This window comes from [Lactobacillus] timonensis (assembly GCF_900240275.1).
Classification (GTDB): Bacteria; Bacillota; Bacilli; order Lactobacillales; family Lactobacillaceae; genus Limosilactobacillus; species Limosilactobacillus timonensis.
Genome location: NZ_LT964761.1, coordinates 544681 through 557782, shown reverse-complemented (window position 1 = coordinate 557782; position 13102 = coordinate 544681). Strand labels below are relative to the sequence as shown.

Annotated in this window: 11 protein-coding genes and 2 pseudogenes; 6 read left to right on the top strand and 7 right to left on the bottom strand. The window is 49.4% G+C overall.

Annotated features, from left to right (window positions below; all coding sequences use genetic code 11):
- Nucleotides 1-108: 108 nt before the first annotated feature.
- Nucleotides 109-2436: a glycoside hydrolase family 31 protein gene (locus C1710_RS02690; protein ID WP_102279750.1), complete on the bottom strand. Its 2328-nt coding sequence runs from the start codon at nucleotides 2434-2436 to the stop codon at nucleotides 109-111.
- Between the two features lie 173 nt (nucleotides 2437-2609).
- On the opposite strand from C1710_RS02690, the gene C1710_RS02685 reads away from it, so the two are divergent.
- The gene (locus C1710_RS02685; protein WP_102279747.1) at nucleotides 2610-3590 is read left to right on the top strand and encodes a LacI family DNA-binding transcriptional regulator; all 981 of its coding nucleotides are present in this window, start codon (nucleotides 2610-2612) and stop codon (nucleotides 3588-3590) included.
- Nucleotides 3591-3633: 43 nt separating this feature from the next.
- Here the strand turns inward: C1710_RS02685 and C1710_RS02680 are convergent, their stop codons facing one another.
- Together C1710_RS02680 and C1710_RS02675 are read right to left on the bottom strand one after the other, a co-directional pair.
- The gene (locus C1710_RS02680) at nucleotides 3634-5166 is read right to left on the bottom strand and encodes an ABC transporter permease/substrate-binding protein (RefSeq protein ID WP_408065688.1); all 1533 of its coding nucleotides are present in this window, start codon (nucleotides 5164-5166) and stop codon (nucleotides 3634-3636) included.
- On the bottom strand, nucleotides 5159-6106 hold the full coding sequence (locus C1710_RS02675; protein ID WP_102279745.1) for an ATP-binding cassette domain-containing protein: 948 nt from the start codon (nucleotides 6104-6106) through the stop codon (nucleotides 5159-5161). The genes C1710_RS02680 and C1710_RS02675 overlap by 8 nt, the downstream gene beginning before the upstream one ends.
- 144 nt (nucleotides 6107-6250) lie before the next feature.
- Between C1710_RS02675 and C1710_RS02670 the strand changes: the two genes are divergently transcribed.
- Both C1710_RS02670 and C1710_RS02665 read left to right on the top strand, forming a co-directional pair.
- Nucleotides 6251-6691, top strand: coding sequence for an Rrf2 family transcriptional regulator (locus C1710_RS02670; RefSeq protein ID WP_102279743.1), 441 nt, complete (start codon nucleotides 6251-6253; stop codon nucleotides 6689-6691).
- Nucleotides 6688-7545, top strand: a complete 858-nt coding sequence (locus tag C1710_RS02665) for an NmrA family NAD(P)-binding protein (protein WP_102279741.1) — start codon at nucleotides 6688-6690, stop codon at nucleotides 7543-7545. The genes C1710_RS02670 and C1710_RS02665 overlap by 4 nt, the downstream gene beginning before the upstream one ends.
- Nucleotides 7546-7613: 68 nt before the next feature.
- Here the strand turns inward: C1710_RS02665 and C1710_RS02660 are convergent, their stop codons facing one another.
- Complete coding sequence (locus tag C1710_RS02660; RefSeq protein ID WP_102281725.1) at nucleotides 7614-9008, bottom strand: SLC45 family MFS transporter; 1395 nt, start codon at nucleotides 9006-9008, stop codon at nucleotides 7614-7616.
- A 329-nt stretch (nucleotides 9009-9337) separates the two neighbouring features.
- Here C1710_RS02660 and C1710_RS02655 point away from each other — a divergent pair, with 329 nt between their 5' ends.
- Nucleotides 9338-10219: an aldo/keto reductase gene (locus C1710_RS02655; protein WP_102279738.1), complete on the top strand. Its 882-nt coding sequence runs from the start codon at nucleotides 9338-9340 to the stop codon at nucleotides 10217-10219.
- A gap of 62 nt (nucleotides 10220-10281) precedes the next feature.
- Here the strand turns inward: C1710_RS02655 and C1710_RS02650 are convergent, their stop codons facing one another.
- Both C1710_RS02650 and C1710_RS02645 read right to left on the bottom strand, forming a co-directional pair.
- Nucleotides 10282-10602 carry a carboxymuconolactone decarboxylase family protein gene (locus C1710_RS02650; protein WP_102279735.1) on the bottom strand — a complete coding sequence of 107 codons (321 nt, stop codon included), beginning with the start codon at nucleotides 10600-10602 and terminating at the stop codon, nucleotides 10282-10284.
- Between the two features lie 12 nt (nucleotides 10603-10614).
- Nucleotides 10615-11036, bottom strand: a pseudogene (locus C1710_RS02645) (cupin domain-containing protein).
- A gap of 162 nt (nucleotides 11037-11198) precedes the next feature.
- Here C1710_RS02645 and C1710_RS02640 point away from each other — a divergent pair.
- Nucleotides 11199-11879: a serine dehydratase beta chain gene (locus C1710_RS02640; RefSeq protein ID WP_102279733.1), complete on the top strand. Its 681-nt coding sequence runs from the start codon at nucleotides 11199-11201 to the stop codon at nucleotides 11877-11879.
- A gap of 2 nt (nucleotides 11880-11881) precedes the next feature.
- Nucleotides 11882-12760, top strand: a complete 879-nt coding sequence (gene sdaAA, locus C1710_RS02635) for an L-serine ammonia-lyase, iron-sulfur-dependent, subunit alpha (RefSeq protein WP_102279730.1) — start codon at nucleotides 11882-11884, stop codon at nucleotides 12758-12760.
- A gap of 20 nt (nucleotides 12761-12780) precedes the next feature.
- Here sdaAA and C1710_RS02630 read toward each other — a convergent pair.
- A pseudogene (locus C1710_RS02630) lies at nucleotides 12781-13025 on the bottom strand (tyrosine-type recombinase/integrase); the annotation flags it as partial.
- Nucleotides 13026-13102 lie beyond the last annotated feature (77 nt).

Genomic DNA, 13102 nt, shown 5'->3' with positions numbered 1-13102 from the left:
CCCTGGGAGCATGTTCGACCTTAGCTCTATCTTTAGAGTAACAAAAAAGTTCAGAGCGACTTAAAATCGTTCTGAACTAATCTTAGGTTGTTTAATATTAAATCTGAATTAGTCTTCAGAAACTAATTCGTATTCTTCAGTGGCCGCGTTGAAGCGGAATTCACACCGGCGTTGGTCAGTTTCAACGTAAATCTTGTTGTAAACCGGCTTGAAACCATGCTTTGTCAATTCAACAGTTACCGGGCCGTTTTCGGCAACTTCAACGTAGTAGTCGTTGTATTCACCCTGCTGGTAATTGAAGTCCAGACCATTGTCCTGGTAGTGGGTGGTCGAACCACATTCACCAAAGAGCCGGAAGGTCATGACCTTTTCTGGTTCGTCACTGACGTGCATAACCTTGTTGCCCCATGGCAGGATGGTGTTCTTCTTGACGAAGAGCGGCAGCTTGCTCAGTGGAGCGTCAACCATGATGTACTGCTGGCCGGCATACTCAGCGTTGTTCCAGAAGTCAACCCAGTCGCCAGCTGGCAGGTAAACCAACCGCTTTGTAGCTCCCTGGTTGACGATTGGAGCGACGAGAATGTTGGTGCCAACCATGTATTCGTCATTGAGATTGCGAGTTTGTTCATCGTCAGGGTAGTTCAGAACTAGTGGCCGCATTACCGGCAGACCAGACTGTGTTTCGTGACGGAACTGGTCATACAGGTATGGAATGAAGCGGTAACGCAGGTTCAGGTACTTGCGGTAAATGTCCAGCGTCTGCTTATTAAAGGCCCATGGTTCCTGGTAACGCGACCCCAAAATGGAGTGGTTCCGGAAGAGGGGAATAAACAGTGAGGCTTCAATCCATCGGGTCAACAGTTCCGGAGTAGTGTCCTCCTGGAAACCACCGATATCGGTACCAGCGAAGGCAAATCCACTCAGGCCTAACCCGTTCAGCTGTGGAATAGCGAGCTGCAGGTGTGACCAAACGGCGGTGTTGTCACCAGTCCAGACAGTGGAGTACTTCTGTGTGCCGGCATAAGCGGCCCGGGTAATGATGTACGGCCGCTTGCCAGTAGCGTTCTTCATTCCCTCGTAAGTAGCCTGAGCCTGGAGGTGACCAAAGACGTTGTGCATCTTGGCGTGGGTGCTGATGTTGGTACCATCGTGGAAGACCAGGTCATCTGGCAATTGCCCTTTTGCGCGGAAGTTGGCTGGTTCGTCCATGTCGTTCCAAACACCGCAAGCGCCCATGTCGGCGAAGAACTTAACATGCTTTGCCCACCACTTGCGGACGTCTTCATTACCGAAGTCTGGGAAGACGGAATCGCCTGGCCAAACTGAACCAACGTAGACACTGCCATCAGGGTTAGTAACAAAGTATCCCTTTTCCATCCCTTCCTTGTAGATGTCGTATTGGTCGTCGACCTTGACACCGGCATCGAGGATTGGCATCAGGCGAATGCCGCGCTTTTTCATCTTAGCAACGAAGGCTTTCGGGTCCTTGTACTTGGTGGTGTCCCAGGTGAAGTCGCGGTAGCCGTACATATAGTCAATATCGAGGTGAATAACGTCGATCGGCAGGTTGTGTTTTGCAAAGCCGTCAGCAATGCTCTCCACCCGCGTGTCACTAGTACTGTAGCCCCACCGAGACTGCTGGTAACCCAACATCCACTTTTGCGGCAGTGGAGTAACACCCGTCAGGTAAGTGTAGTTAGCCACCACATCCTTGAGGGTGTGCCCACCGATGACGTAGTAGTCAACGTTGCCACCAACGGCAGAGTAGAAGTAGTAGTTGTCGCTTTCCTTGCCGAGGTCAAAGTGGCTTTTGTAGGTATCATCGAAGAAGAGACCGTACGGGTGACCGTTCTTCAGACCGTACATGACCGGAATTGACTTGTAAAGATGGGTTTCTGTTTCATTGTGGAGAACCGGGACGTCGGTATTCCAGTTATCGTATTCGTAACCGCGCTTGTTCAGGAAGCCGGTTTTCCCGCCCAGGCCGTAGAAGACTTCATCAGGGCTCAGTGACTTAATGATTTCAAAGTTGACGTTATCCGGGTTAGCCTTAGCGTGAACGGCGTGTCCTTCTGACATCACGGTCTTACGGTGTTCGTCGTCCATATCGGTTGGCAACGGCTTGCGCTGACCACGGTAATCCATAACTAGCGGGTTGCCATCACCATCATAAACGTCAATCTTGGCGTCATCGTAGGCTTTGATCAGCAAGCCACTAGTGGTAATTTCCACATGGTCACCCTTGTCGCTGACCGTGTATTTGGTTGTCCGCTTCTTGTCGCCCTCGATGGCGTAGGAGTTGGTTGGGCAGCCGTGGTCCTGGAATACTTCGACAATCTCGCTGGTTAAGATCTTTAATACCAGGTCCTTGCCTTCCGCGAAGTTCAAGATGATCTGTTGGTCGTTATCCTGGTAGCCAGTTAGCTGATTACTCATAGTGAGAAACTTCCTTTCAGTGAATACGAAGTTACGTAATCTTATTACACTACTTACTTTATCACTTTCCGTAAACGTTTACAATAAGATTCCGACGTTGGTGTAAACGCTTGCGTTAGGGCAGAAAAATTAGCTATAATAATGCTGATGTTAAACGGGAAAGAGTGATGTACATGAAGGCAACAATCAAGGATGTCGCCAAAGCGGCCCACGTCTCCACTGCCACGGTTTCACGGGTCCTCGCCAATAAGGTGGGAACCTACAGTGAAAAGACAGCCAAAAAAGTTCGGAAAGCTGCCGCGACAATGGGATATCGGCGTAATATTTCCGCGGCACAATTAGCGGCCAGGGAAGCGACCACCATTGCGATTATCATTAACGATACGAAAACCAACTTCTGGCAAGAGGTCCTTGATGGGATCCAGGAAGCAATTGAAGAGCAGCACCGTGATTCGATTATTTTTTACGCGGGTAATAATGAACCAGCAAAACTAACAGCGGCGATTAATTCAGCTTTAGCGCGACCAATTGCTGGTCTCTTGTTAGTTGCGGCCAAGGCCAATGCCCAGCAACGCCGATTACTGGATGCTTCGGGGTTGCCATACCGTTTCGTGTCGATTTATGGCAGCAATGACGAGACAGAAAAGTTTACCAGTTCTAACAACATTGAAATTGGCCAGTTAGCGACCCGTTACTTGATTGATCGTGGACACACGCGGATTGGTCTTGCCGGGATTGATAAGTCGACGACTGGTCTGCAACGATTGCTGGGGTACCAAAAAGTAATGACGGCCGCCAACTTGGTGGTTGAGCCGGGCTGGGTCCAATACGGTGATTACAGTTTTACCAACGGGCAACAGCTCTTTCAGCAACTTTATGACCAGCACCTGACGGCAATTATAGCGGCCAGCGATATGACCGCTGCGGGGTTGGTGAAGGCGGCTCACCAGGCGGGGTTAACACTGCCAACTGACCTGTCAATTATCAGTATTGACGGGACTTTTATTTGTGACATCACCGCCCCGCAACTAACAAGTGTATCCCAGGACTTTCATTTGATGGGGAAACGCAGTGTTGCCAACTTGCTGGACGACGATGATCCGGTCTTTATTCCGGTTAAGATTGTCGAGCGGGAAAGTGTTCAACAATTGTAGAAAAAAGCTGCGAGATCACGCGACCTCGTAGCTTTTTGCGTCATTACTTATCTAATAAGTGGTGGCTGACAAGGTAGTGGTGAGCAACCTTGGCAGCACTCTTCTTTTTGACCGTCACTTCGTAGTTCATTTCCTGCATATCTTCAGTGGTGATCTTCCCGGCTAACTTATTCAAGGCTCTCACAATGCGGGGGTTCTTTTTGGCAAAGGATTCTTTCATGAGTGGTGCTCCTTGGTAAGGCGGAAAGAAGTGCTTGTCGTCTTTAAGCATGACGAGGCCGTATTGTGGAATTTGCGGGTCGGTGGTGTAGCCGTCAACCACGTTTACCCGGTTATTGGCAATGGCCTTGTAACGAATGGACGGGGCCATTGTTTTGATATCCTTAAAGTGGTAGCCGTATGGTTTCTTGAGCCCCGGGTAACCGTCGTGAAGCTGGTAAAAGTCAGGGTCAAACCCGGCGGTAATCTCATCGTTATAATTAGCTAGTTGGCTCATCGTCGTTATCTGGTGTTCTTTGGCAAATTGTGAGCTGACGGCCAGGGCATAGCCGTTTTGGTACTTCATCGGTTTGAGGTATCGCATCTGGTAGCGTTTAGCGAGCTGGTCCTTAGCAAGCTGATAGGTTTTTTGCGGGTTGCTGCCAGTTTTTACCTTTGACTTGATAATTTGCTGGTTGACGGTCCCGGTAAACTCCGGGTAGATATCGATTTGACCACTTTGCAGGGCTTTGAAGAGGAAGGTCGTTCCACCAAAGTTGGGTTTCAGCGTGACTTCGGCGTGAGGGTCCGCTTCTTTAATTAGGTCTTTGTACATGTGAATGAGGATGTCAGGTTCACTCCCCATTTTGCCAGCGATAACCACCTTCGTCGGTGCCGGGCGTACTGCCTGATAGAGCTTGGTTCCACCCAAACCAACGAGGAAGACGGCAATAATGCCGAGACTGACTTTGAACCGCCGTCCATTTTGACTGATAAACTTGAGCAACCAACTGAAAAAGAAGGCCAGGGCCGCCGACAAAACCGCCCCGATAATAACGTCAGCGTTGTTATTCGACTGGATCCCGGTCAGGATAAAGGTCCCGAGACCGCCGCCACCGATGAGGGCGGCCAGAGTGGCCGTTCCAATGATCATTACCAGCGAGATACGGATTCCGGAGAGGATCATCGGCATCGCTAACGGAAGCTCGAGACGTTGCAGCTTTTTCCACTTGGTAAGACCAAAGGCGGTAGCCGCTTCTTCGAGGTTGGTGGGGATGTCGGTTAACCCGGCATAGGTGTTTTGAAAAATCGGCATGATCGCGTAAAGAACAAGAGCGATGATTGCCGGAACCGTCCCGATCCCAACCAGTGGAATTAGAAGCCCCAGGATAGCCAGACTTGGAATCGTTTGGATGATGCCGGCCACTTGTAAGCATCCCTCGGCAATCTTTTGGTGGTCCTTGAGGAGGATGGCCAAGGGAATAGCGATCGCCATTGCGATGAGCAGCGAAATAAGTGATATTGTGATGTGCTGCTGGGTCGCTTTGAGAATGGCATCTGATTGGCTATGGAAGGTGTCAACGATGGTATTAAGCACGTTCTTCCTCCCTTCGGATTAGGTAGTCCCAAACACTTTGCCGGTCAACCAGGTATGACTGCTGGTCACATTTCACAACGAATTGACGGTCATCATGATCACGGCAGAAGGTTAAGAGGTCTTCAACTTTTTGACAAGTGGCAACTTTCAGGTTGAGTTTCTCGTCCGGGATGACTTGTCCCAGTCCGTCTGTCAAGAGATCACCCAAACTAAAGTGAAAGCCATGGCCGCGGAAAAATTGCCGGACAAAGTCAGTAGCCGGGTGGTTGATGATTTCTTGCGGTGTGCCAACTTGCTGGAGAACACCGCTTTTTAAGACGGCGACCTTGGTACCAAGGCGCAGGGCCTCGTGCATGTCATGGGTGACAAACATAATGGTAGTTTGGGTCTGCTTTTGTAGTTTCAGCACCAAGTCCTGGAGCTGTTTGCGAACCACCGGGTCAAGAGCACTGAAGGGTTCGTCCATCAAAATAACGGCTGGTTTGGCAGCCAGCGCACGAATAATCCCAACCCGCTGCTGTTCACCACCAGACAATTCGTCAGGCATCCGGGTGGCATAAGTGGCGGGATCGAGGTCAACGGCCGCTAACAATTCACGGGCTCGTTGGTGACGTTTTTCTTTATTAAGGCCCTGTTGTTCTAGCTGGATAGCAATGTTGTCTTGGATATTCAGGTTAGGGAAAAGACTGCTGTCTTGAAGCACATAACCAGTGGCTAAGCGTAGTTTCTGCAAGTCGTAATCTTTAATCTTTTTTTCCTGGTAATAGACATTGCCGTTTGTCGGAACGGTCAACCGGTTAAACATTTTGAGGAGGGTGGTCTTTCCGCTGCCGCTTGGACCAACGAGGACAACGAGTTCTCCCTGATTAACGGTGAACGAGACGTCCTTGATGACGGGCTCATCGGTGTACGTTTTTGCCACGTGATCGTATTTAATCATTGTTTCCTCCCTGATGTAATTTAATAAGTTACGCTAAGAGTAAATCATTGCCCAAAAATTGTCAATATAAATGCCGTAGCTGTAACTTGATAAATTACAATAGTCGGGGTATATTATAAAACAAAAAGATGGGAGGCAAACAAGTTGAAAATCTCCACCCGTTATAGTGATGCGATTCATATCCTGGCCTATTTAAACATTTATCAGCAGACCAAACTATCTAGTGAAAACATCGCTGCCAGCGTCATGACTTCGCCAGTGGTGGTCCGCCGCATTATGGTTGCGCTTCAGAAAGCAGGCATTATCACGACCGTCCAGGGTTCTCCTAACCCGCATTTATCGAAAAGCCCGGACCAAATCAGCTTGCTAGATGTTTATTACGCGGTTGAAGGAAATAAGAAATTATTTACTGTTGACGACAAAACCAATCCACAATGTATTGTCGGTGGCAACATTCAAAAGGTGCTTAGCAATTACTATCAAGAGGTCCAAAATGCCGCCATGGGACGCTTGGCACGGATTACGTTGGATGACGTCATTAACGACATCTTGGTCGCACATGAAAAGAAGGAGAAAAAACAATGAGATACTTGGTAACTGGTGCTAGTGGTCACCTGGGACAACGGGTGGTCCGGCAATTATCAAACTTGATTGTTGGCGGACAACTACGGGCGGGTGTCCATAGCATAGAAAAAGGCAAGTTATTCGATGGTAAGCAGGTTGAGGTTTCCCACTTGGACTACTTTGACCAGGGTTCCATTGATCACAGTTTAACCGATGTTGATGTTTTAATTTACATTCCCAGCATTACCTATAATTTGGTACGGCGGGTTCAGGAATTTGAGAACGTTTTGGCGGGGGCAAAGCGTAACCACGTCGACAGTTTTATTTTTGTGAGCTTCTTTGCTGACCAGGGCAATAACCCATTCCAAATGTCCCCGTTTTACGCTTATGTTCCCCGACGACTTGCAGGTAGCGGGCTGAATTATGCCTACGTCCGTAATTCACTTTATGCTGATCCGCTCGTACCGTATTTGCCGGAACTTGTCGAACGTGGCAACCTGATTTATCCAGTTGGTGACCACGCACTGAGTTTTATTAGCCGCGAGGACAGTGCGAGGGCGATCGCTAGTTTAGCGGTCCAGCCGATGATGCGCGATCATGGTCAAAGCTACCTTCTTTCAATGACAAGAAATTACAACATGGTGGAGCTAGGAAAACTAATGTCGAAAGTTACCGGGAAGCACATCGGCTATCAACCAGTGACGGTTGAAGAATTTGGAAAACTTTACCCTGATGACGGCGGGGCTAAACTGGCTTCCATGTATGCTGCTGGCGGTATGGGCCTCTTGGCGGAAACGAGTGATGACTACCATCGCTTGACTGGTGAGGAACCGTTGGCAATGGAAGACTATCTCCGTGCCCATTATCACGCTTAAACAATCGCAGAGAAAAAAGGGGCTTGAACCAGTGGCGGTTCAAGCCCTTTCTAATTACTTAGAGATCATTATTTAACTTCGTGCGCTGCGACACCTTCGTGAATCTGGTGAACCGCAACGGCACCGATCAGCATGGAAATGCCAGCGATCAGCATCATCGTTGGTTGGTTCTTGCCAGTCATCGGGAAGATGATAAAACTGAGCAGGGAAGCAACGATTTGTGGCAGGCAGATACCGATGTTGAATAAGCCCATGTAGGCCCCTTCGTTTTCGCCGTTAAGTGAAGATGTCAGCAGGGTGAACGGGATGGTGTGAACGGTAAAGTAGGAAATTCCGAAGAGAATAAAGGCCAAAACAGTCAGTGCTTGGCTGTGAGCCAGGGAAACCATGATCAGGCCGACACCACCAAGGGTTAAGCCCAGTGCGTACCACTGCTTACGTGAGTTGGACTTGGACTTGGAGTAGAGGAAGCCCCAGCAAATACCGGCCACACTGAGAATGGCAGTTAAGACACCGTACCAGTTACCAGCGGCCTGGAAACCAGCGCTCGTTGGGTTAGTGGTGCGCCAAACGTTCTTGGCCAGCGTCCCGGTAGAGTAAGTCCAGACGTACATAACGCCGACCCAACTGAAGAACTGAACCAGACAAATTTCGTAGAAAGCCTTTGGGGCAGTCTTCAGTAAGTGCCACAGGGAGACCGACTTTTTGTTAGCGGCCGGGTCAATCCCGTGGTACTTAGCGTACGTTGCTGGATCGTATTCCTTGACGTTGAAGACGGTCCACATACTAGTTAAGAACAAAACTGCAGCGGCAACGATGTAGGCCCAGATGACAGTGTTCGGGACGACACCCTTCTTGGCGGTGTTGTGCATCCCAAAGGCCGTAAAGATAAACGGCATCAGAGAGGCCAAAATACCACCAGTGTTAAAGAAGATCTGCTGCCATGACCAAGCAAAGTTCTTCTGCTTGTTATTGACCATGTCCCCGACAATCATGCGGAATGGTTGCATACAGATGTTGTTGAACAGGTCCATGAAACAAACGGCAAAGGCGGCAAAGACCATTGCGGCCATTGAACCGTAGCCAAAGCCCAGTGAACCAGAGAATGGCAGCATTAACAGTACTAGGGATGCGATTGGGGCACCAAACAGCAGGTATGGCATCCGCCGACCAAAGCGGTTCCACGTGCGGTCAGAGTATTTCCCAATCAGTGGCTGGACGATCATCCCCATTAATGGTGGGAAAATAAAGAAGAAGCCGAGGGTGTTAGGGTTAGCACCGATAGACTGAAAAATCCGGCTCATTTGGGAACTCTGCAGCGAGAACCCCATGTTAATTCCTAAGAAACCAAAGGTAATGGCAAAAATAACCCGCTTGGACAAATCTGGTAGTCCGGCGTCCAGGTCCACCCGTTTTGTCTGGTGGGACTCAACGTGGGGTTTTTGCTGCCCCTGATGTGACATATCCATAATTACACTCCATCGAATAATAGCAGCTATCTCGTTAGCCAGCAGGAACATCTGGTGGCTAATAAGATCACAAAGAACGTCGCTTTTTGTAAACGTTTACATTTAATACACTTCAAATATTAGCACCTTTTGACAAATTTTCAAGGACTTTTTGTAAACGTTTACGACACTGAATTGTCGCTCATTATTTCACAATAATTATTTTGTGGCTAAGCCAGGTTAGTTAACCTTAAGGGATCAGGGTTGTGAAAGAAGACGCAAGGCCTTGTCCAACAGTTTACTTCGCTAAAATGGTATACTTGAAAATATAAGAGGTGTTTGGAATGGAGAAACAAATAGTAACATTGAGTAATGGCGTCAAAATGCCGAAAGTGGGGCTAGGTGTCTGGAAGTCGACTAACGACGAAGCTCGTCAAATGGTAGAGGATGCCCTGAGTAATGGCTATCGTTTGATCGATACGGCCAAGCAGTACGGTAACGAAATTGGTGTTGGTGAAGGACTTGCCCAGGGGCTGAAGAAGAACGGACTCAAGCGGCAAGACGTCTTTTTGACGACCAAGATTTTCAATGGCGACCAGGGCGACTACAACCGCGTCCGGATGGCCTTTAATGAACAACTGGAACGTCTGCAGACGGACTACGTTGACCTGCTCTTGCTACACTGGCCAGTTTATAACAAGTACAACGAAAGCTGGCGGGCCCTGCAAGCAATCTATGAAGAAGGGCAAGCACGTGCCATCGGGGTTTGCAACTTCGATGTTGAACACATGACGAAGCTGATGGATAAGGCCATTACTGCGCCAATGGTCAACCAGATTGAATTTAACCCGCGGATTCACCAGCCGGAGACGGTGGCTTTTTGCCAAAACCACCAGATCCAGTTAGAAGCATGGTCACCACTGGGTAACGGTAAGTTACTGGACAACCCAGTCATTAAGAAGATCGCTGAGAAGTACAAGAAGACGGTTGCCCAGGTCGAACTTCGGTGGGAACTTCAGCAGGGACTGGTTGTCATCCCGAAGACGACCCACGTTGCCCGGATGAAGGAAAACATGGACATCTTTGACTTTGAACTGAACGCCGATGAGATGGAAGCCATTGCCGAGCTGGACGAAGAAAAGCACGCAATTTGGTACGACAAGTTTAAGTGGTCTGGTAATCCGGACGGGATTGATGATTACATCGCTACTCCTGGTAACTACTAATTATTAGTGATAAGAAAAAACAGCTCCGCATGATTTTTGCGGGGCTGTTTTGTGTCTACTGACTAATCTGCCCATACCTTTTTAGCAACGTTAAATGCCGACCAAGCATTTGGCCAGCCAACGTAAAAGGCGAGCTGAGTGATTATTTCGGCAATCTCTTCCTTGCTAATGCCGTTTTGCTTGGCAGTTTGCATATGGTACGGTAGTTGTTCAAACGCTCCCTTAGTAATCAGCGCGGTGACCGTCAAGAAACTGCGGTCACGCGGGCTGAGTTCTTTTTCCCGTGACCAAACCTGACCGAACAAAACATCGTCGTTTAATTCCGCAAACTTGGGAGCAAAGTCCCCTAGTTGATCGCGGCCCGCAGTTTGTTTCTTTACCATTGTCAAAACCTCCTAGTTGCTTAACTGTGCGTACTCTTCGTCACTAACTTCCTCACACCATTCGCTAGTGCCCTTGGTGATCGCAATGTGGGAAAACCAGGAATCCTTGGTGGCACCGTGCCAGTGCTTAACTCCTTCGTGGATGGCTACCACGTTACCAGGATGCAAGAGTTGGGCCGGTTCGGTTTGCCTTCTTCCTGGTACCAGCCTTCACCGGCGGTTACAAGTAAGATTTGGAAGCCGTTGTGGTGAATATGCCAGTTGTTGCGACAGCCAGGTTCGAAGTTGACGTTGGAAACATTGACGTCAACATTATCGTCCGGCTGAACGAGACCATTCAGGTAACTAGTGCCGGTAAAGTACTTCGCAAAAGCCACGTTTTTGTCACCAAAACCAAACAGATTGTGTTTGACCGATGTTTCGTTGTTTGCCATTGGTTATTCCCCCTTGAGTTTTTCTGTCTTAATTATGGTTAGTTTATTTGATGATGTAAAATACCTATTTCGATTGGTTGCTCATTCAAAAAATGAATTGATATGCGGGGCTTGTCCTTGGGAAAGAACACCGTATAATTAACTAAGCGGAGGAAGATTATTATGAACGAACGCTATAAGAGTGTTTTTGACATTATCGGGCCGATCATGATTGGCCCGTCGAGTTCCCATACAGCCGGGACCGTCCAAATTGGCCGGATGGCGCGGGCGGTCTTTGGCGGAACACCGGCCGAACTAACGGTCCACTATTATGAATCGTTTGCCCATACCCATGCGGGTCACGGCACCGATTATGCCATCGTCGCCGGGGTGATGGGAATGGCGACCGATGACCGACGAGTGCCAATGGCCACCCGGATGGCGCGCACTAGTGGGATGAAGGTTTCCTTTATTGAAGAAAATGTTCCGAGCCCGGTGGGCCATCCGAATACGGCTCGCCTGCTGCTTGCCAACCAGGACCACAGTTTGAACGTGGAAGTAACTGGTTGTTCAATTGGTGGCGGGACAATTGAAATTCGTCACCTGCGCTTTAATGATGTTGAATTTGACCTACCAGGGCAATTACCGGTCATTATTTTTCGTGATACCCGGCAAAACAGCCGCCTTCACACTAGTTTGATGAGGTTGATTGATAAGCTGGCGCCATTCACCAGTCAACAGACAGCGCGGGGCAAGCGGGCGACCGTCTATGCCTTTACCCTGAAAAACCGGTTGACGCCCAAGGTAATGGAGCGGTTAAAAATGGTTGTCCCTGACCTGATTTTTATGCAACCGGAGGATTAACAATGTACCAGTCAATCAAGGAGCTAATTGACACAGCTACCGTCACCAATAAACCAGTGTCGGAGCTGATGATTGAACAAGAAATTGAGACTTCCGGGGCTAGCCGGGAAGTGATTTGGCAAAAGATGGAGCGAAACCTCCGGGTCATGGAGGATGCCGTTGCCCGTGGTAAGAGTGGCGAAGGGGTGCATTCCCCAACGGTGTTGACTGGCGGGGAGGCCGTTAAGATCAAAAACTACGCCGAAAACCACCAGCCGTTAAGCGGTAAAGCGATGATGGGGGCAGTGGCAGATGCGATTGCTACCAACGAAGTCAACGCTGCGATGGGGATTATTTGTGCTACGCCAACGGCCGGCTCGTCAGGAACGATGCCTGGAGTTCTTATGATGCTGGACCACCGGTTGAAACTCACCCACGAGCAAAAGGTTCGTTTCCTCTTTGCGGGTGGGGCGTACGGTCTTATTATTGCTAATAACGCCTGCATTGCGGGTGCCAGCGGTGGCTGTCAGGCGGAAGTGGGGAGTGCCTCGGGGATGGCGGCTGCAGCGGCGGTTGAAATTGCTGGCGGAACCCCTGTTCAGTCGGGTCATGCCTTAGCGATTGCCCTTGCGAACCTACTCGGGTTGGTGTGCGATCCAGTGGCCGGACTGGTGGAAGTGCCATGCGTTAAGCGTAATGCCATTGGGGCGGGCAATGCCCTGATTTCAGCTGACATGGCCCTGGCAGGATGCACCAGCAAAATCCCGGTCGATGAAGTGATCGCTGCCATGAACCGGGTTGGCCGGTCAATGCCGGCGGCCTTGCGGGAAACCGGCTTGGGTGGCATCGCCGGCACACCAACTGGTCAACGGCTGCGGCGAAAGTTGTTTCATGAAGACTAATGTGATATGTGGCAGCTGACCTAGTCGAAGTTGACCTGGTCCAGGCCGAGATACTTGAGGGTCATTGCTTGCTGGAATGGTTGAGAAGTTGCAGGACGAGGCCGATATTATAGTTGGTTTGGACATAAACTCGATAGGCACCGGTTTTCCGCATCGTATGGGTTCCCAGGTAGTCGATACCGAGCAGGTCGCCGGTCTTGTGCATAATTTTGTAGAATTGCTTTTCGGTGATGTGTCGATCGTGATGAGTGGTCGATGGGAAGAGCCGTACAATACCCCTTAGGGTTGACACTTTAAATAATAAAAGTGTCATCTCTAGGGGGTGTTTTGAATAGGAACATA

Excerpts from the sequence above, each read along its gene's own strand:
- C1710_RS02690 (WP_102279750.1), bottom strand. The coding sequence starts at position 2,436 with ATGAGTAATCAGCTAACTGGCTACCAGGATAACGACCAACAGATCATC.
- C1710_RS02685 (WP_102279747.1), top strand. The coding sequence starts at position 2,610 with ATGAAGGCAACAATCAAGGATGTCGCCAAAGCGGCCCACGTCTCCACT.
- C1710_RS02675 (WP_102279745.1), bottom strand. The coding sequence starts at position 6,106 with ATGATTAAATACGATCACGTGGCAAAAACGTACACCGATGAGCCCGTC.
- C1710_RS02665 (WP_102279741.1), top strand. The coding sequence starts at position 6,688 with ATGAGATACTTGGTAACTGGTGCTAGTGGTCACCTGGGACAACGGGTG.
- C1710_RS02660 (WP_102281725.1), bottom strand. The coding sequence starts at position 9,008 with ATGTCACATCAGGGGCAGCAAAAACCCCACGTTGAGTCCCACCAGACA.
- C1710_RS02655 (WP_102279738.1), top strand. The coding sequence starts at position 9,338 with ATGGAGAAACAAATAGTAACATTGAGTAATGGCGTCAAAATGCCGAAA.
- C1710_RS02650 (WP_102279735.1), bottom strand. The coding sequence starts at position 10,602 with ATGGTAAAGAAACAAACTGCGGGCCGCGATCAACTAGGGGACTTTGCT.
- C1710_RS02640 (WP_102279733.1), top strand. The coding sequence starts at position 11,199 with ATGAACGAACGCTATAAGAGTGTTTTTGACATTATCGGGCCGATCATG.
- sdaAA (WP_102279730.1), top strand. The coding sequence starts at position 11,882 with ATGTACCAGTCAATCAAGGAGCTAATTGACACAGCTACCGTCACCAAT.